We start from the raw sequence: 16,475 nt of genomic DNA, 5'->3' as shown, positions 1-16,475 counted from the left end.
AAGCGAGCACAATCCCGTCACTTGAAGTTAACCCTAGGGTAGAAGGAAATTCAGACCAAACAATTAATGGAAACGGTATAAGTCAGAAAGAATATTTCCCTTTATTAAAAGGATGCAGAATAAGTAAGCTTCCATTTAACTATACAGAAGAGAATTTCCCGAAATATATGCATCGTAATTTTTAACAATCGCGACAACTGTCAGGAAGCTCTTGCGGCCAGGTTACCACATGATGTTCGTAGTCTTCGATGGCCATTCCCTCTTCGCTGACCGTGCGCCCCTGCACCGAAACACCGGCCTGATGCACGGTTTCCGGGTCGCCTGACACCAGCGGATGCCACCAGTAGAGGTCCTCACCGTCGCGCACCAACCGGTAGGCACAGGTGGGCGGCAGCCAGGTCAGGGTCTTCACTTCCTCCACGGTCAGCTGGATGCAGTCCGGCACGGTCGCCTGACGGTTCGGATAGTCCCTGCAGCGGCAGCTGTCCCCGTCCAGCAGCTCGCAGGCGACATCGGTCCAGACAATGTCCCCCGTGTCCCAGTCTTCCAGCTTGTTCAGGCAGCAACGGGCGCAGCCATCGCACAGGGATTCCCACTCCTGCCCGGTCATCTGGTCCAGGGTCTTCAGCTTCCAGAACGGCAATGCCTCTGGATTTTCAGGGGAAATGATTGATTTCATCGGCAGTTTCTAGTTCCTTTGTCGCTGGGGTTCTGCCAGCAAGCCTTGGGGCGTATCATGCCCGGGCTTCTGACGCAAAGCGAAGGCCGAACGGGTGGTTGACGACGACAGGAATAAGGCTCCGGGCGAAGGGGCAGATGGCAATCTGCCGGAACCGGGAAGCGCGCCCGAGGTCCGTCCGGATCTGCGCAAAGGCCTGCGCCCCGGCGAAGCTCCGCGCAACCGGCGCAGCTTTGGCCAGTTCCTGCTCGGCATTGACGCCTTCGTCGACACGGCCCTGTGGCACACCGGCAGTTTCCTGCGCCGGGGGCTTGAGGGCTATGACGCCTTCCTGCGCCGGTTCCGCGCCCGCGGCATCTGGAAGGTGCTCGCGGAGCTTGGCTCGGAAGGTGTCACCTGGGGCGCCGTCGGCTTCGTCATCCTGCTCGCCTTCGCGCTGCCCGCCATGGAGGCCACCCGCTCTTCCGACTGGCGCACGACAGATGATTTCGCCGTCACCTTCCTTGATCGTTTCGGCAAGGAAATCGGCAAGCGCGGCATTGTGCTGAACGACACGGTGCCGCTTGAGGAGCTGCCCGACAGTCTGGTCAAGGCCACCCTTGCAACCGAGGACCGCCGCTTCTTCGTCCATTTCGGCATCGATTTCCTCGGCACCTTCCGCGCCATCGTGGAAAATGCCCGCGCCGGCGGCGTGGTTCAGGGCGGATCCTCCCTGACCCAGCAGCTGGCCAAGAACCTGTTCCTGACCAACGAGCGGACGCTGGGCCGCAAGATCAAGGAGGCCTATCTGGCCTTCTGGCTGGAAGCGAACCTGACCAAGCAGGAGATCCTGAAGCTCTATCTCGACCGCGCCTATATGGGCGGCGGCGTCTTCGGGGTCACGGCCGCATCCGAATTCTATTTCAATAAAAATGTGCGCGAGCTGACCCTGGCCGAAAGCGCCATGCTGGCCGGTCTCTACAAGGCGCCGACCAAATATGCCCCGCACATCAACCTGCCCGCCGCCCGCGCCCGCGCCAACGAGGTGCTGACCAACATGGTCCAGGCCGGGTTCCTGACCGAAGGCCAGGTGATCGGCGCGCGCAGGCACCCCGCCGTTGCCGTCGACCGGTCGCAGGACCAGCTGCCGGAATATTTCCTCGACTGGGCCCTTGAAGAGGTCAAGAAGCTCGCCCGCCGGGTGCCAGCCCTCGCCCGGGACCGGATCGTGACCGTGCGCACCACCTTCGACCCGGCCCTGCAGAAACAGGCGGATCTGGCGGTCGAAACGGTTCTGCGCGAGAACGCCGCCGAGCGGGACGTGAAGGAAGCCGCCCTCACCGCCATGACGCCGAACGGCGCCGTCGTGGCCATGGTCGGTGGCCGGTCCTATGGGGAAAGCCAGTTCAACCGGGCGGTCAACGCCCTGCGCCAGCCTGGCTCCTCCTTCAAGCCCTTCGTCTACATGACCGCCTTCATGAACGGCTATTCGCCCACGAGCATCGTGCCGGACGCGCCGATTTCCATCGGCGGCTGGAGCCCGCGGAATTACTCCGGCGGCTTTTCCGGTCCGGTCACGCTCAAGAATGCGCTGACCCGCTCGATCAACACCGTTCCCGTGCGCCTTGCCCAGGCGGTCGGCCGGGACAAGATCGTCGAGACGGCCTATGCCATGGGCATCACCAACGAATTGAAGATCTCGAAATCCTTGCCTCTGGGCGCGTCGGATGTGTCGATCATCGACATGACCGCCTCCTATGCCGCCTTCGCCAATGGCGGCTACAAGGCAACGCCCTATGGCATCCTGGAAGTGACCAATGGCGCCGGTCAGGTAATCTATGACCATGACCGGGCAGAACCGGCAGCCAAGCGCATCCTGCCGGCGGACAAGGTCGCGGAGATGAACGACATTCTCGTCAACGTGGTCCAGAACGGCACCGCCCGCCGCGCCCAGATCGAGGGTGTGGTCGCCGCCGGCAAGACCGGAACCACCTCGGCCTACCGGGACGCCTGGTTCGTAGGCTACACGGGCAATTTCGTTGCCGCCGTCTGGATGGGCAATGATGACTTCACCTCCACCCGGCGGGTCACCGGCGGCACGCTGCCGGCCACCATCTGGCAGATCCTGATGAACTATGCCCATCAGGACATCGACCTGACCCTCGTGCCCGGTGTCGATCCGGAGGCCTATCACATCACCACCAAGGCCGTTGCCCGCACGGAGGAAGAGAACCGTCCCGCGCCCCGCCTCCTGAAACGGCAGACCCAGTCGGTGCTGGACGAGATCGGCGAAGCGCTCAAGGCCATCGCGCCCCGGACGTCTGCCGCCGTCCAGACCGGACAGGACGCATCGCGCGGGGTCAGCGCCCAATGACCGCCCTGCCGAAACTTCCAAGGCCCCATCAGGTCCTGTTCGATCCAAAGACCGGCAAGCCCGTCAATGTGGAAGCCAACTGGTACGACCCGGCCCTGCCGCGCATCCTGCGCCCGCGCCGGGGCACGCCGCTGCAGACCCTGGTCCTGCTCTGCCTCATCCTTCTGGCCGGAACCCTGGTCGGCATTGCCACGGCCTTCCTGATGATCGAGCGCGAGCGCCCATTGCTGGCGGTCAACATCGGCCCCTGGTCGGCGCACCCGAAGGCCGGCACGCCGGAGGCAGATCCCTATTCGGTCGCCATCTACACCCGGGGCGCAAGGGTGCCGCTTACCACCGGCGAAGGCCTGTCCCTGACCGCCCGCACGGACACCACCGGCGCCAGCCTCGATGCGCGCTGTTCCTACCGCATCTCCGGCCAGACACCGGCCGCCCGCCTGTGGACCATGACCGCCTCCGATGCCTATGGTCGGCTGAGCCCGACGCTTGCCGGGCGGGAAAGCATCGACAGCCGCCAGATCCTGCGCCATGCGGATGGCAGCTTCGACATCACCGCCGCCATCCGCCCGCGCTCGGGCAACTGGCTGCCGCTTCCGGCGGCCCCGGGGGAGAACTCGGGCCTCATGTTCACGCTCAGGATCTATGACGCTCCCATCACCACGGGCGCGGCCCTCGACGGGGTCTCCATGCCGGATATCGTGAAGGTGAGCTGCCCATGACCCTGTCCAGCCGCATGACCTGGGCCATCAGCCTGCTGGCCACTTTCTGCGTGGCCGTGATCGTCCATATCCTGGTGGTGCTGACCATCCCGCTCAATGTGGTCCACAGCGCCTATACGGATGTGGGCTCCTTCGGCCCGGACCGCAGCTTCAACCTCCTGCCGGACGTGAAGCCGGGCGACGAGCCCCTGCCCGCCCTGGACCCGGCCATGAAACATGCCTCCTGCCGCTTCAGCCTGGCGGACGGGCCGGTGCTTTTCACCGCCGCAGTTCCATCGCCCTTCTGGTCCATCGGCGTCTTCAACGAGGCGGGAGAAGCGGTCTACAGCCTGAACAACCGCACGGCAGGCTCGGATATCCTGTCCATGCTGGTCATCACCAGCGAGCAGCTGTCGATCCTGCGCGAGAACCCGCCGGAAGACCTGGACGAACTGATCGTCATCGAAACCGCCCCCATGAACGGCTTCGCCCTCCTGCGCGCCTTCGTGCCGGGCAAATTCCAGTCCGGCGAGATCGAAACCGCGCTGAAGACGTCTTATTGCGGAGGGCTGTAAGGGAGATTTCACGGACCTGAAGCCTACGGCCTCCAATCCTATTTTAGGGGAAAGGCTGCGTTTCGTCTGATGCAAGGCATTCGGCACTAGCCCCAAACAAGAGGCTGCGTCCATCAGCTCCGCCACGTTGCCGACGGAGAGAACGCAGCAGAGGCTGACCGTTTTTTTTTCCCAGGAGATATAGAATGAATTTAATTGGACGAAATATGGCATCTCGCTTTCTTATCAAGAAAGTAATTCTTGATTTCACGAACAACGTCTCAATTTTATTCGTTTTCGTTATTTATCTACTTCTATCAAACCTCAATGCGCTGGCGGGTGAGAGTTTCCTTTTCTGCTCAGAGGCGGGAGACTCTTATGGGAATAAATTCAAGTCAAATCTGAATCTAAACTCTGATGCGGAATTGGTTTTTGAAAACTTCGAGGCAGAAATAAAATTTCCCCTCGTGTACCTCGCGGTTGGACAAGAAGAAAAGCAAAAAAACGATTGTTTCTCGGCCCTCCCAGAAGAACTACAATTAACAATAACAGAAACACGTAGAGGCCTCAGCGAAGACATGAGCATTTACAACACATTTAAAGGAAAATTAACACCTTATTTCTCTGACATTATTGCCCACAGATATTTGGATGGATTTAAGTACGCATATGTTTTTGTCGTAAAATCTGAAGATTATTCTCCAGATAGACTTTATGGCATCAAGAGTTTCATTGATACGATGGACTAAGAAGAAATAGCCTCAGAGAATGAATACAACCCAATCCTTTATGGCGGAGAAGATTACAAAGTAAATCAGACAAGATCGATAGGCAGACCTGGACGAGTTGATCGTCATCGAAACCGCCCCATGAACGGCTTCGCCCTCCTGCGCGCCTTCGTGCCCTGCAAATCCCAGTCCGGCGAGATCAAAACCACGCTGAGGGCATCTTATTGCGAGGGATTGTGACCTCAGGCATTTTTTTTGGATCCGAACCCCAAGAGGACGCGAAATGGGCAAATTAATAATTTTTCTATTATTAATAATATCCATAGCCATGAATTTAGTACAATTCAGATCAGAAAATCATGAAGATAATTACCCTGATATAATTTACGCTCTTAAAAGAAGTTTATCTACCATGAATACTGAATATCAGCGTTCAAATAAAAAAATACAAGAAAATGTTGGATACCTTTGTTCAAAAAAAGAAGAAAATATATATTGCTTCATCCCTATGAAATGCAAAGGTGAAAATATTTACATAAGAGACGTCTATAGATCCGAAAGTACAGGACTTGTAAAGTACGGGAGAGAACTCGTGAGGACCCCAACAACAATTGAGGTTCCAGAAAAAATTGAAGAGGAAATGGATTACGGATGTGAGTTTAGGAGCATTATTTGAAATTTCAGACGATATAATTAGAAGACAAATGACAGATACTCGGGTCAAAATCCATTGACGGAATTAAGCGACACGAAGGAAGTAGGAATAAATCCGACAAGGGCTCGTGATCGTCCAATCCTTAAATCAGGAAAAACGCTACCCAGCCCGTCTTCATGCCGGGCAAGTTCCAGTTCGGCGAGATCGAAACAGCGCTGAAGACGTCTTATTGCGGAGGCTGTGACCTCAGGCATTTCACGGGTCTGAAGCCTAGCCGCTCAACCCGCAAAATTGGTGCATCTTATATTTCCGCAACCTTCAGATGGTGATGATTGCACACTCACCATCTTCTTCAAAAGAAGCCGCACCCAGCCTGTTCTTTTTGCTTATCCAGATCGCCAATTATCCCCATCGACATACGCTCCCTTCATAGATGTCATTCAGACATGACTCCCCCGAAGACGGAGAAATCAGAGTGGACATATATGGTTTCCATGAAGCAAGTGTTCTTGAACTTAGACGCGACGGCAGTGATGTCCTCATTCGATTGGACGTCGATTTCTGCGACCTCCCCAAACGCCGTAAAGTAATTGTCATCCACGGAGTAGATAGGATCGAAATTGATTCACAACCTGCTGAGGATCTGACCTGTGAAGAAGAAAGTTCCGAACTGCTGGAATTTGAGATCAATGAAGACCACGTCTTCCTTTTGATCGAGTGGACAAATTTTTCAAGCAGAACTAACATCACAAGAGCTTATCGGATATATGCAAAAAGCGCTGTTTTTTGATTCCCATTCATAAAAATATTCACGCGGAGCACGTCTCTCAACGGCATTTCACAGAGGCATGAAAAGTGAAAATACTGGTCAAATGGTCGCCGGAGCCGGTGAGAGTTTATTCAATCGCATGATTCCGCGGGCCTCCTGTGCCAGGAAGGGATGACCTTCCTGTGCTTTTTTCCGCTTTGGGCAAGGATGAAATAATTCGGGAAACCTATGAAAGCGAGTGTCAGATTCTAGATGGGCAGATCGATGACTTTATCCTGTTTTCTCCTGATTATGCCTCGGCACCATTGGTCCTCATGTGGCGGCCGCTGGCAGAAGCCAAGATATGGGACGACTTGAGGGAATTCGATCCCGACGCAGTCGAACATTTCCGCCAACTTCGTATTCAACATGGACATTTGCCTTCCGGGAGGAATTAAGCATCCCCAGTGGATGATGCGACCGTCAGCCCAAGTGCTTTTCGAGTTCCACACCTTCATCAAGCAAAATCAAAAAGCTAATATTTGCAAATGCGTCTTTGAATATCAGTGCGACATCAAACTTGTTGCCCGTGAAGAAGGCAGCAGGATGTTTCTGTGCGGAGAAGTCCTCGATGATGATCCAGGCAGCTTAAAGGTGGTCGGGTTCGGATACTTGACCGCGAGGGACGATTCCCTTCATGAGATTCTGGATCTTGAGGACAATTGGCAGGCAGAAAGACCTGAACGAGGCGCTCCCTGGCTCAAGACAAGGCTGACTGACATCAACGAGCATTCGAGCTGACAACAGACCCAACATGCATTCACCGGACAAGGCAGGGTTATGCTGATCGACGAACCATTGCTGAAACTTCTCAAGCGTTGCCAGATCCTGCTAGATTCAGCCGGCGAGACATTCTGGTCTCACAAACTTCAGAGCGCTCAGGAACTGCTTGCCCGCAACACGGCTGCAGGCAAACGGGAAATCCTGCAGTGGTACGGAGGCATGGGCTCGTTCTCCGACTTAACCCTGTCTCAATTGAACGGGCACAAGGTGGCTCCTGAAGACGAAGGCGCGCGCAACGGCGATTTGCTTACACTGAGAAGCGCCATTTACCTGGCTGCTCGCTCCAACACTGTCACAGAACAATAAGAGCTGTCACTTCACCGGTGCTGGCCGTTCCAGGCCCCAGCCGGTGTAGATGCGGGACTTGCGGGCGGCGGCGGGGCCGGTGGCGGCGTCTGATGGCAGGGCACAGCCCTCGGGCAGGATCTGGGCTTCGGCTTCCAGTGTCCGCACAGCCTGACTGGTCTGGAACATGCGGTCGCCGGTCGGCGTCTCGATCTCCAGCCCGTCCAGGGCCCGTTGATAGGCCTTGATACGGTAGCCGATGGCCTGGGCGACCCAGGCGGTCATCACCCGGTTTTCATAGACGCGGGCCTTCGCCCCGTCATAGGTCTCCTTGGTGACGACCTGACGGCTGCCCAGCGCGCGCAGGCGCTCGTCATCGGCCGCCCTCACCCGCACCGCCACTTCGCAGAATGGCCGGACCAGCTCCGCATCGCCCTTTGCATCCGCGGCCAGCCGGTCATAGCGGGCGTTGGACGAGCGGAACTTGTCCGAGCGCAGGAAGATGTAATAGAGGTCCGGCGGAACACGCCCTTCCGCCTCCGGAATGTTCCGGGTGCGGGCCATTTCGGCGACGGTTCCACCGATCCAGTCTTTGGTCCAGGGCGGACGGATGAAGCCCCAGCCGCGATCGCGCAGCAGGTTCTCGTCGTCGGTGTAGTTGAACTTGGAGACCGGATCGCCCCGGTAGCGGGCGGCCAGTTCGCCGGTCTGCATCATGACCTTGTCATGCAGCACGCTCGGCCGGGCCCGGTCGAAATCACCGGTCGGACGGCTGCAGGCGGCCAACGCCATGGGAAGGACCGTGAGCGCGGCAAGTGGCAGGGCCATCAACAGCCGTGCGCGCAAAGGCGCACCGGCCTTCATCCTGCCACGGGCGCGGTCACCCTGGCCGCGCAATTCTGTCTGTCTGCCGAGCCCCATGGGGCATCTCCGATGCAAGAACGTTTCTTCACCGGAGCGGGCGGATCAGAAGGGATCCTGATGCTCTCCCGCGCGCGTGCCGGCCATCTGACCGATGGTCGCGATTCGTGCGGCAAGATCAAGACTCTGGTGCTCGTAACGGACACCGGGGAAGAGGACAACCTCTCCTTTGGCCCGGTCCTTGTCCGATCCGGCAGTGTTCAGGCGCGATTTCACACGAGCAAGGGGCCGTGGCGCGGATGCGAAGTCCAGCAAGGTGCCCATCGTCTCCTCCTTCCAGAATTCACCGCCAGAGGCGGTTTCAGTCCAACGGGTGACGCAATACTTCCTGAAATCGATTAGGCGCCTTCAGGGTTAACAGGATGCTAACGGTTTGCGCCCTATTTTATGCATTAGGCGCTCAAACGCCTGCTCTGCTGTTTGTTTTGCGTTTTAAGCGAGAGCCTCGACCCAGATGAGTTTTTCCAGTCCGCCGGCTCCCCGGCGCCCCTTCGGGAAATGTGCCCCCGCCCCTGCGGCAGGAACCCCGTCTGCCGCTCCACCGGCGGCCGGTTCCGCTCATCCGCCCATTGACCGCTTCGCGCATTCTTCAGCCGACCGCTCCACGCAGCCCCATGTTGATCACTCCGCCTTGGGGGATGTGCTGCGCAGCGCGACCGATCTCTATGTCAGCCGCCAGAGCCATGACCCGCATGAAAAGGCTCTCTACCGGGAACTTGCGGTCAGTTCGCTGGACCTTGTCAGCATCGAAGACCGGCGCCAGATCGCGTTTCAGCTGATCCGGCACCCGGACGCGCCCCAGGACGTGCTGGCGCGGCTGGCTGCAGACGAAGATGCCACCACCGCCTATCCGGTGCTGCGCAACGCCCTCCATGTGGACCACGAAACCTTGCTCAGGCAGGCGGTCCGCGGTCCGGACAGCCTGCGCCGTGCCATTCTCACCCGTCCGGGTGTGGAATTGGAGGTTCTGGACGCCATCGCCGAGCATGGCGGTGTCGATGCCGTGCGCGAGCTGCTGCAGCATCCGGACTTCATTCTGGACGAGGAAACCGTCCACCTCCTGTGCACCCGCCACGAGATCCTGCCTGCCATCGGCACCCAGCTCGCCGCACGCGGCGTTCTCTCGTCCCGGCAGATGATGGGCAGCTTCCTGTCGCTGTCCTCGGAGCTGCGCATGGAGGCCCTCGCCTCCGCCGAGCTGGCAGCCCTTGTCGCGCTTGCCCGCAATGGCGGACGCAAGCCTTCGCGCCCCGGAACGCCAGCAGAGACCCTCATTGGTCTGGAAAGATCCGCACTCAGCGGCTCGCTAGATGCTTTTTCGCAAAGCCTGTCCGAGGCAACCGGTCTTTCCGCCGCCACGAGCCTTGCCATGGTCAACGGTGACAGCGGCGAAGCCCTTGCCGTCTGCCTGAAGAGCCTCGGCATCCCTCAGGCCAGCGCTGACCGCATGTTCATCCGCCTGCTTGGCGCCCACTTGCCGCTGCCTGAAATCCGCGGCCTGAGCGCGCTCTATGACAGCTTGAGCGAAGGCGCGGCTCTTGCCCTGATCAACCAGTGGCTTGCCGAGGAAAATCCGGGCAGACCAGCGGCAGCACCAGTACAAGCCGCCGCTCCTGTCATCACACAGCGTCCGGAACAGGCTCCTGAACGGGAGACTGACCAGCGGCAGGCCCGGCATCAGGGGCAGTACCAGGAAACCCGGCGGGCCCGTGGCACCCAGCCGGTTACCCGCGACACGATCTGGCAGGATCTCGACGACATCGAACGCCTGCTGCGGATCGGCTGACCGGCAGGCCCATTCAAAACTTGAAGAACGCGTTGGGGTCCTCGCCGCTTGGGGGCGTGGCCTCGTCTTCGGCAAGCGGAAGATCGACAGTTCCGTCCCGGGCTTCCACTTCCACCAGCCAGTAATCCGGATCCATCCGCGCCTCGCGGGTCAGCCGTGCCGTCACTGCCTCCTGATCGACACAAGAGAGCACCTTTTCAAACAGGCGCCCCTGAGGCTGGTCCATGAACATGGCTTGCGGTGCCGGGCCGTAAAGGTCCAGCGTGCCGTCCATCCGGTCAACGGAAATGAAGATCGCCCCGGCCTCTGCCGCGCCCTTGCGCGAGACGGACGCAAAGCCGCCAGTGGCAAAGGCCTTGCGCACGAAAGCTGAAACGAAGAAATCCGAAGTCACGCGCATTGCTGGTCTCCTGAGCAGCAGGGGCCTGGCAGCCGGTCCGGTCAAGACCCGCTGGCGCCCTACCGGCGGCTCATCACACGAGAGCTTGAAGCCCCATTATTGCGGAATGGTGGCGCCGCTGACCATTTCCAGGCGGGAGACGACCGCCTCGGACGGCGTGCCGGTGATCGGCAGGCCCCGGTCCAGTTCGAAGCGCCGGATGGCGCTGGAGGTGTTTTCGCCCATCATGCCATCGGCACGCAAGGGGCCGTAGCCGAGATCCGACAACAGCTCCTGGATCTTGGCCAGGCGCCGGTTTTCCGGAGCCACATTGAGCACAGGTGCCGGAGGCACCGGACCTGCATCCGCAGTCACATGAGACCCAGGCGAGGAAACAGGTGCTGGCACTGACGACACTTGTGCGGGTGTTGGTGCAGGCACCGTGGTCGAAGTCACCCGGGCGGGCGGCTCATAGGTGTCTGCGTCCGTTGGCTTGGGTACGGGAACCGGTCCGCCGGCAATGGGAGCAGGCACCGTTCCCTGCAGCACGATCAGCGCCAGCAGCCCTTCGCTTGGCTCGCCGGTCTCCGGCTTGCCCTGAAGGCGTTCATAGTGGCGGATGGCGCGCTCTGTCGCAGGACCGTTGATCCCGTCCAGCGGACCTTCATAGATACCGACACGGCGCAGGGCATTTTGCAGTTCGAGCACCAGACTGGAGACTTCAGGCGCCTCGACAGACGTCCGGTCCTGGGGCTCGACAATCACCGGGCGCTCACGGGTGGCATAGAGCGGGGCAGGATGACGCCCCGTCTGCAAGCCCACCGCATTGGCCACGATCAGGCACCCGGTCAGGGCCATGACCGCAGCCCCGCCAGCTGCCACAGGATTATCCCGCGCCAGGCTGCCAGCCCGCGACATCAAGCCTTCCGGCTCCCGCACTTGTTCCTGCCGCCGTTTCCGGCCCATGCACCGCGCCTCCGTTATGCGCTTTTGCGATTTTCTGCCGGATTGTCTCCGGCCTGTTCGTTCAATGTTTGTCCAGGGGTAGCCGCCTTCCGGCTCGCGGCCGGAAGATAGACCTCAGCAAGGGTGCCCTTGCCCTGACGGCTTTCCACCTTCAGTCGTCCGCCATGAAGGGCCACAAGTCCCTTGACGATGGACAGTCCCAGACCACAGCCCGGCGTACTGGTGCCGCCGCCTGCCTGCAGGCGGGCAAAAGGCTGGCCAATGCGCTGGATCTGGTCGCGGGCAATGCCCTCACCCTCATCGCAGACGCTGACCACCACTTCGGCGCCGTCCCGGCGGATGCCGAGCACAACCTTGCCGCCCTCGGGCGAAAACTTGATGCCGTTGCTGACCAGATTGATCAGGATCTGCCGCATGGCCCGCTTGTCCGCGGCAAGGGCTGGCAGGCCGGAAAGCGCCGGCAGAACCAGGCAAACGCCCTTTGCCTCAGCCTCAGGCGTCAGCATGGCCGCGCAGCTTCCAACCAGATCCCCAAGATCCACCGGCTCGATGGCGAGCTTGACCGATCCGGTCTCCAGGCGCGAGCTGTCGAGGATCTCATCCACCACCTGCAGGAGATGCAGGCTGGAGCGATGAATGAGGTCGGCATATTCCCGGCCGACCGGGCCGGTCGTGCCTTCGGCCGGCGCAGTGCGCAGCATGTTGGAGAAGCCGATGATGGCGTTGAGCGGCGTGCGCAATTCGTGGCTGGCGCTGGCAATGAAGCGGGTCTTTTCCAGACTTGCTTCCTGCGCATCGCGGAAAGCCGTCTGCAGTTCCTCGTCACGGGCGCGGCTTGTGGTGATGTCCTCGAGCGTCAGGCACAAGGTCCCTTCGGCCATGCCATCTCCCATGCCCTGACTGTTTGCCGGGCGAATGGTCAAGGCAGTCCAGACATAATCGGCCAGACCTGCCTCGCCCGGCTGGGCAGCCCCATGACGCAGGCGCAGTTCGACCCGGCGCGTCACGCCGTCTTCACGCACATCCGACAGGCCTGTCAGATAAAGCGGACGATCCATCACATGCAGACGCTGGAACAGCCAGTCGCCCCGGGCCGCGCGCGGACTGAGCCCCAGCAGCTTTTCCAGGGAGCCGCCGATCACGTCGGTCGTGCCATCGTCGGACAGGGTGCAGGTCACGCTGGCGATCGTTCCATTGAACAGGCGCTGGCGGGCCGCTGTCTCTTCCAGAAGCTTGCGCGAGCGCGCCTGATCCACCGCCACACGGTAGGCCAGAATGCTCATGTAGAGACAGGCCGCGATGGTGGAGATCATCAATCCGCTGCCACCGGCAACCGCATAGGCAGCATCTGCGGAAGGAACGAAAACCAGCGCCAGGGCGATCGCGGCACATCCGACTGTGGCTCCGATGATCACCTTGCGCGAGCCGGACAGCGCGGCTTCCAGCGGAACAATGGTCAGCCAGATCAGGGCAAAAGACTGGATGCCGCCAGTCAGCAGGCAGATCCCGGTCAGGAAACTTGCAAAAAGCGCAGCAGAGCCTGCATGGGCCCGCTCCAGATCGCCGGTCTGGCTGAGATAAAGCGCCAGAGGAAGCTGCGCGAGCATCCAGGCAAGGGCGAGCGCTGCCGGCAGGTTCGTGGCACCGAAAAACGCGAGATACAGCGGCAGAACCAGAAGCGCGAGCGATCCCGACGCCAGGCATCCGGCCAGAAACGAACGATGGCGCGGCAGGGCAATCGGGTCATCGGCAACAGCCGGATGCACCCAGGCCTCAAGCCAGGCGGCCAGAGAATCGGTCAGCCCCGAAAACGTCGAGATGTGGTTACGCACGCTACTCTACCAGGCCCAAAAACGCGGGCAACAGAACCATTTAGTGGAAACATTTTTGCTGCCGACCACTTAAGGAACGATAAAGGATGGGAAATTGCCGCCGCTTAAGAGCGAAAAAACAGTCCTCTCAGGGGCTTGCCGGCAGATCGGTAAAATTTGAATCAAATTCGTCTAAAAATTGGCTCAAATACCTGTTTCATTTGATGAAAATCCCACGATTGGATGCAACCCGGCTTTCGGATGTGGGTGCTAGTGTGGCCTCATAACGAAAAGCGGAGACGCCGGGGCGGCGGACTTCGCAACCGAAAGTCTGAACTCTAAGGGTAGCATCATGTTCTTTCTCTTGAGGACCGCGTTCTGGCTGACGCTGGTACTAGCGTTGATCCCGATTGGATCGGGGGGAAGCGACAGCGAAACAAAATCGATCGATCCGGTGGCCGCCTATTTTGCGGCGCAGGCTGCCGTGTCGGATCTGAGCGGTTTCTGCGGACGCAATCCAGCGGCCTGCGAAACCGGCAGCGAAGCAATTTCTGCCATCGGTGCCCGCGCCCGTGACGGCGCCCGCATCGTCTATGAATATCTGGACACGCAAGTGGCCGACGAAAAGTCCGGAACAGGCCCGGGCTTCACCGATCAACCCGGACTTGTCACCGGCTCCATCCCGGATCAGGTGGTCGAGGTTCATGATGTCAAGGAAGCCGCGCCCCAGGCAGGCGGCACCCTGACCGAACAGGACCTCGCCCTGCCCTGGAAGGCTGCCAAGACCTCGACAATCCGTCCGGAAACCCCGATTGGGCCGCTGCCCCGGCCCAACCCTCGCGCGGGCTAAAAGCCTAGAGGGGCCGTTTTAGGGAGCAGCAGGCGCTCCTCTCGAAAACGGTTGTTTGCGCCCCCCGCCTGCCGGACCGGCAAGGACCCCAGGGTCCGCGCTGCAACGGTATTGACGGCATCACTGAAGCGGATCTTGCCGCACGCCGCAGATGGTATGCTGCCCATCCCATCTGCGGCGTCTTTTCAGTGCCGTCTTCGTGGGCCTGTTGCGCTGTCCGATAGAAGAAGCCGCCCTGAAGGACAGGCGCAAACCTGAAAGACGGCGCAAAAACTTTCCCGGGTTTTTCCGGCCTTTCGGTTTTCAGACGCCGTCTCTGGGTCTATATCAGGCACTGACTTGGCGCATGCAGCTTGCAGAAGCGCCCATTTCTCCGCTCGCATGCAAGGCCTGCCGCAGATCATGACCACTTCTCTGGACGACATCCTCGAAAGCTTCGACTTCCTCGACGATTGGGAAGACCGGTACAAGTATCTGATCGACCTCGGCAAGGAACTGCCGGGGCTGCCGGAAGACGAAAAAAGCGAGACCAACAAGGTACGCGGCTGCGTTTCGCAGGTCTGGCTGGTTACGGAAACGAACCAGAACGCCAGCGGCAAGCCGGTTCTCAACTTCCGCGGCGACAGCGACGCCCTGATCGTTCAGGGACTGGTGGCGATTGTCCTTGCGCTCTATTCCGGCAAGACGGCGGATGAAATCCTGGAAACCGATGTGGATGCCCTCTTCACCCGCCTCGGCCTCAAGGAACACCTGACCCCGCAGCGCTCCAACGGCCTGAAGTCCATGGTCGGCCGCATCCGCACCGACGCCGAACGCGCCCTGGCCGCAGCCTGAGCACCGCCCTTTCCCCTGCCTGAAACTCAGTGACGCTCGGCACGAATACGGCTTGAGCGGTCGGATGCCGTGATCCTGTAGCCATAGCGGTCTGCCAGACCATCCAGGGCAATCTGCAGGACGACCTTGGCGGAACGGGCTGGCCAGCCGCGCTCTGCTTCGACGGCTTCCAGCCCCTTGAGATGACAGCAGACGTCGATGAGAAGCCCGGCCAGCACCGGCTGCAGGGAATTCAGCACCCGTTCCACCCGTTTGCGCGCTGCCAGAACGTCGTCGGTCATGTCTGCTCCCGCGTTACCTGCGCCTCTTTGACCGAGTGGCGCTTCCACCCGCCAGCCACCGGCAAGGCTTGGCATGAGACGGGCGAAACTGTAGTCGGCCCGCAGACGTTCCCCGGCTTCTACCTGCGCCCGGTCCAGAAGGGATTTGCCGCTCCGGTCCCGGCGCTTGGCCAGCCATGCGAGCGGGCTTTCGGTCAGGTTGATCCCGGCCATGATGTCCCCCTCACCATCCGGCGCTGGACGCGGCTCCTGAACAATCTCCCTGTGCTGATCCTGACAGGAGCCGCCGCTCAGCAAGCGGCGCAAGGCAAGCCGCCCCTCCCCCGTAATCGAGAAGCCCGCATCAGCCTCTTCTCCCACAAGCCCTCTTGCCAGCAACGACCTCAGCAGCGGTTCTTGGACGGCCTGCGGTTCCCGCCGGGGGCTACAGAGCTGAACCTCACCCGTCGCGCTGTCGCGTCGGATCTCTGCCCCAGGGGCGGCCAGCGCTTTCAGAAGGCGCAGCACATCCGGCTGCTTCATGGTCTCAGATGCGTCGAGCTTGGTCTTCTTCACAGCAATCCTCCCAAATGTCCGAGCGCCGGATCGTCTTCCAGCGTCACCCGATCCTCGATGGATTTGACGAGCAGATCGAAGGCCGGGTCTTCGCGGCGTTCCTCGACCGTCCGGCAGGCATGGGCCACGGTCGACCGGTCCCGGCCATAACGGCGGGCGACCTCCGAACAGGAGAGTTCCAGGACAACATGGGCGATATACATGACCAGTTGCCGGGCATCGGAGACATGCACCTTGCCGCGGGTGTCGCGGTAGAGATCCGCCGGCAGAATACAAAAGGCCCGGGCGACATAGCCTTCCGCAAGATGCAGATGGGCCTGGATCCGGTTCCGCCGGATCAGCCAGATGAATGACTTCTGCTCAAAGACCCCAGCCACCTGTCGCGCTTCACGAGGCCGCACGCCTGCCATTGCACCCCTCCACTTCCGCGGGAACCCTGCCGTTTCCCGGCTAGGCTTATTTTCCTACAAGTGTAACGCTGCAATTCATGGTTAGGGATAAGTTTAGTAACAACCTTAAAATGAAGCTTTTTGGCCATGGCCAAGGTCA

At 60.0% G+C, this 16,475-nt stretch carries 19 protein-coding genes; 11 read left to right on the top strand and 8 right to left on the bottom strand.

From position 1 onward, the window contains the following. Positions 1-181: 181 nt before the first annotated feature. Complete coding sequence (locus tag BUA94_RS05480; RefSeq protein ID WP_073009795.1) at positions 182-679, bottom strand: YcgN family cysteine cluster protein; 498 nt, start codon at positions 677-679, stop codon at positions 182-184. 94 nt (positions 680-773) lie between these two features. Between BUA94_RS05480 and BUA94_RS05475 the strand changes: the two genes are divergently transcribed. From BUA94_RS05475 to BUA94_RS05450, 8 genes are all read left to right on the top strand, one after another. Then, complete coding sequence (locus BUA94_RS05475; protein ID WP_084081714.1) at positions 774-3,032, top strand: transglycosylase domain-containing protein; 2,259 nt, start codon at positions 774-776, stop codon at positions 3,030-3,032. After that, positions 3,029-3,751, top strand: a complete 723-nt coding sequence (locus BUA94_RS05470) for a DUF1214 domain-containing protein (protein ID WP_084081713.1) — start codon at positions 3,029-3,031, stop codon at positions 3,749-3,751. The genes BUA94_RS05475 and BUA94_RS05470 overlap by 4 nt, the downstream gene beginning before the upstream one ends. Then, the gene (locus BUA94_RS05465) at positions 3,748-4,305 is read left to right on the top strand and encodes a DUF1254 domain-containing protein (RefSeq protein WP_073009792.1); all 558 of its coding nucleotides are present in this window, start codon (positions 3,748-3,750) and stop codon (positions 4,303-4,305) included. Before BUA94_RS05470 ends, BUA94_RS05465 begins: the two co-directional genes overlap by 4 nt. A 185-nt stretch (positions 4,306-4,490) precedes the next feature. Continuing rightward, on the top strand, positions 4,491-5,033 hold the full coding sequence (locus tag BUA94_RS05460) for a hypothetical protein (RefSeq protein ID WP_139251015.1): 543 nt from the start codon (positions 4,491-4,493) through the stop codon (positions 5,031-5,033). 262 nt (positions 5,034-5,295) lie between these two features. Next, positions 5,296-5,688 carry a hypothetical protein gene (locus tag BUA94_RS23255; protein WP_139251014.1) on the top strand — a complete coding sequence of 131 codons (393 nt, stop codon included), beginning with the start codon at positions 5,296-5,298 and terminating at the stop codon, positions 5,686-5,688. Positions 5,689-6,142: 454 nt separating this feature from the next. Continuing rightward, complete coding sequence (locus BUA94_RS23250; protein ID WP_139251013.1) at positions 6,143-6,457, top strand: hypothetical protein; 315 nt, start codon at positions 6,143-6,145, stop codon at positions 6,455-6,457. A 429-nt stretch (positions 6,458-6,886) separates the two neighbouring features. Next, positions 6,887-7,216, top strand: coding sequence for a hypothetical protein (locus BUA94_RS05455; protein WP_073009786.1), 330 nt, complete (start codon positions 6,887-6,889; stop codon positions 7,214-7,216). A 39-nt stretch (positions 7,217-7,255) separates the two neighbouring features. Beyond that, entirely contained in the window at positions 7,256-7,564 is a 309-nt protein-coding gene (locus tag BUA94_RS05450) for a DUF6966 domain-containing protein (RefSeq protein WP_073009783.1), read from the top strand. A gap of 6 nt (positions 7,565-7,570) precedes the next feature. Here BUA94_RS05450 and BUA94_RS05445 read toward each other — a convergent pair whose 3' ends face one another. Together BUA94_RS05445 and BUA94_RS05440 are read right to left on the bottom strand one after the other, a co-directional pair. Next, on the bottom strand, positions 7,571-8,464 hold the full coding sequence (locus tag BUA94_RS05445) for a hypothetical protein (RefSeq protein WP_073009780.1): 894 nt from the start codon (positions 8,462-8,464) through the stop codon (positions 7,571-7,573). Between the two features lie 45 nt (positions 8,465-8,509). After that, positions 8,510-8,728 carry a hypothetical protein gene (locus tag BUA94_RS05440; protein ID WP_073009777.1) on the bottom strand — a complete coding sequence of 73 codons (219 nt, stop codon included), beginning with the start codon at positions 8,726-8,728 and terminating at the stop codon, positions 8,510-8,512. Between the two features lie 190 nt (positions 8,729-8,918). Between BUA94_RS05440 and BUA94_RS05435 the strand changes: the two genes are divergently transcribed. Beyond that, positions 8,919-10,250 (top strand): DUF2336 domain-containing protein, encoded by a 1,332-nt coding sequence (locus tag BUA94_RS05435; RefSeq protein WP_084081712.1) that lies wholly within the window; start codon positions 8,919-8,921, stop codon positions 10,248-10,250. Positions 10,251-10,263: 13 nt separating this feature from the next. On the opposite strand, the gene BUA94_RS05430 is transcribed toward BUA94_RS05435, so the two are convergent. The 3 genes from BUA94_RS05430 to BUA94_RS05420 all read right to left on the bottom strand — a co-directional run bounded on the left by BUA94_RS05430 (position 10,264) and on the right by BUA94_RS05420 (position 13,427). Beyond that, positions 10,264-10,650, bottom strand: a complete 387-nt coding sequence (locus tag BUA94_RS05430) for a DUF1491 family protein (protein WP_073009770.1) — start codon at positions 10,648-10,650, stop codon at positions 10,264-10,266. Positions 10,651-10,746: 96 nt separating this feature from the next. Then, the gene (locus BUA94_RS05425; protein ID WP_208979972.1) at positions 10,747-11,547 is read right to left on the bottom strand and encodes a peptidoglycan-binding domain-containing protein; all 801 of its coding nucleotides are present in this window, start codon (positions 11,545-11,547) and stop codon (positions 10,747-10,749) included. A gap of 62 nt (positions 11,548-11,609) precedes the next feature. Next, entirely contained in the window at positions 11,610-13,427 is a 1,818-nt protein-coding gene (locus tag BUA94_RS05420) for a sensor histidine kinase (RefSeq protein ID WP_073009763.1), read from the bottom strand. Positions 13,428-13,758: 331 nt separating this feature from the next. Between BUA94_RS05420 and BUA94_RS05415 the strand changes: the two genes are divergently transcribed. Together BUA94_RS05415 and BUA94_RS05410 are read left to right on the top strand one after the other, a co-directional pair. Continuing rightward, positions 13,759-14,256, top strand: a complete 498-nt coding sequence (locus tag BUA94_RS05415; protein ID WP_073009760.1) for a DUF5330 domain-containing protein — start codon at positions 13,759-13,761, stop codon at positions 14,254-14,256. 402 nt (positions 14,257-14,658) lie between these two features. Then, a complete protein-coding gene (locus tag BUA94_RS05410) occupies positions 14,659-15,090 on the top strand; it encodes a SufE family protein (RefSeq protein WP_073010991.1) in 432 nt (143 codons plus the stop codon). Positions 15,091-15,116: 26 nt separating this feature from the next. Here BUA94_RS05410 and BUA94_RS05405 read toward each other — a convergent pair whose 3' ends face one another. Both BUA94_RS05405 and BUA94_RS05400 read right to left on the bottom strand, forming a co-directional pair. Beyond that, a complete protein-coding gene (locus tag BUA94_RS05405; RefSeq protein ID WP_084081711.1) occupies positions 15,117-15,926 on the bottom strand; it encodes a DUF6456 domain-containing protein in 810 nt (269 codons plus the stop codon). Further along, positions 15,923-16,336: a helix-turn-helix domain-containing protein gene (locus BUA94_RS05400; RefSeq protein ID WP_084081710.1), complete on the bottom strand. Its 414-nt coding sequence runs from the start codon at positions 16,334-16,336 to the stop codon at positions 15,923-15,925. The genes BUA94_RS05405 and BUA94_RS05400 overlap by 4 nt, the downstream gene beginning before the upstream one ends. Positions 16,337-16,475: the final 139 nt, after the last annotated feature.

The sequence above is a fragment of the Roseibium suaedae genome, assembly GCF_900142725.1.
GTDB classification, from domain to species: domain Bacteria; phylum Pseudomonadota; class Alphaproteobacteria; order Rhizobiales; family Stappiaceae; genus Roseibium; species Roseibium suaedae.
The sequence above is the reverse complement of the archived record's forward strand: the minus strand, read 5'-3'. Positions and strand labels throughout refer to the sequence as shown.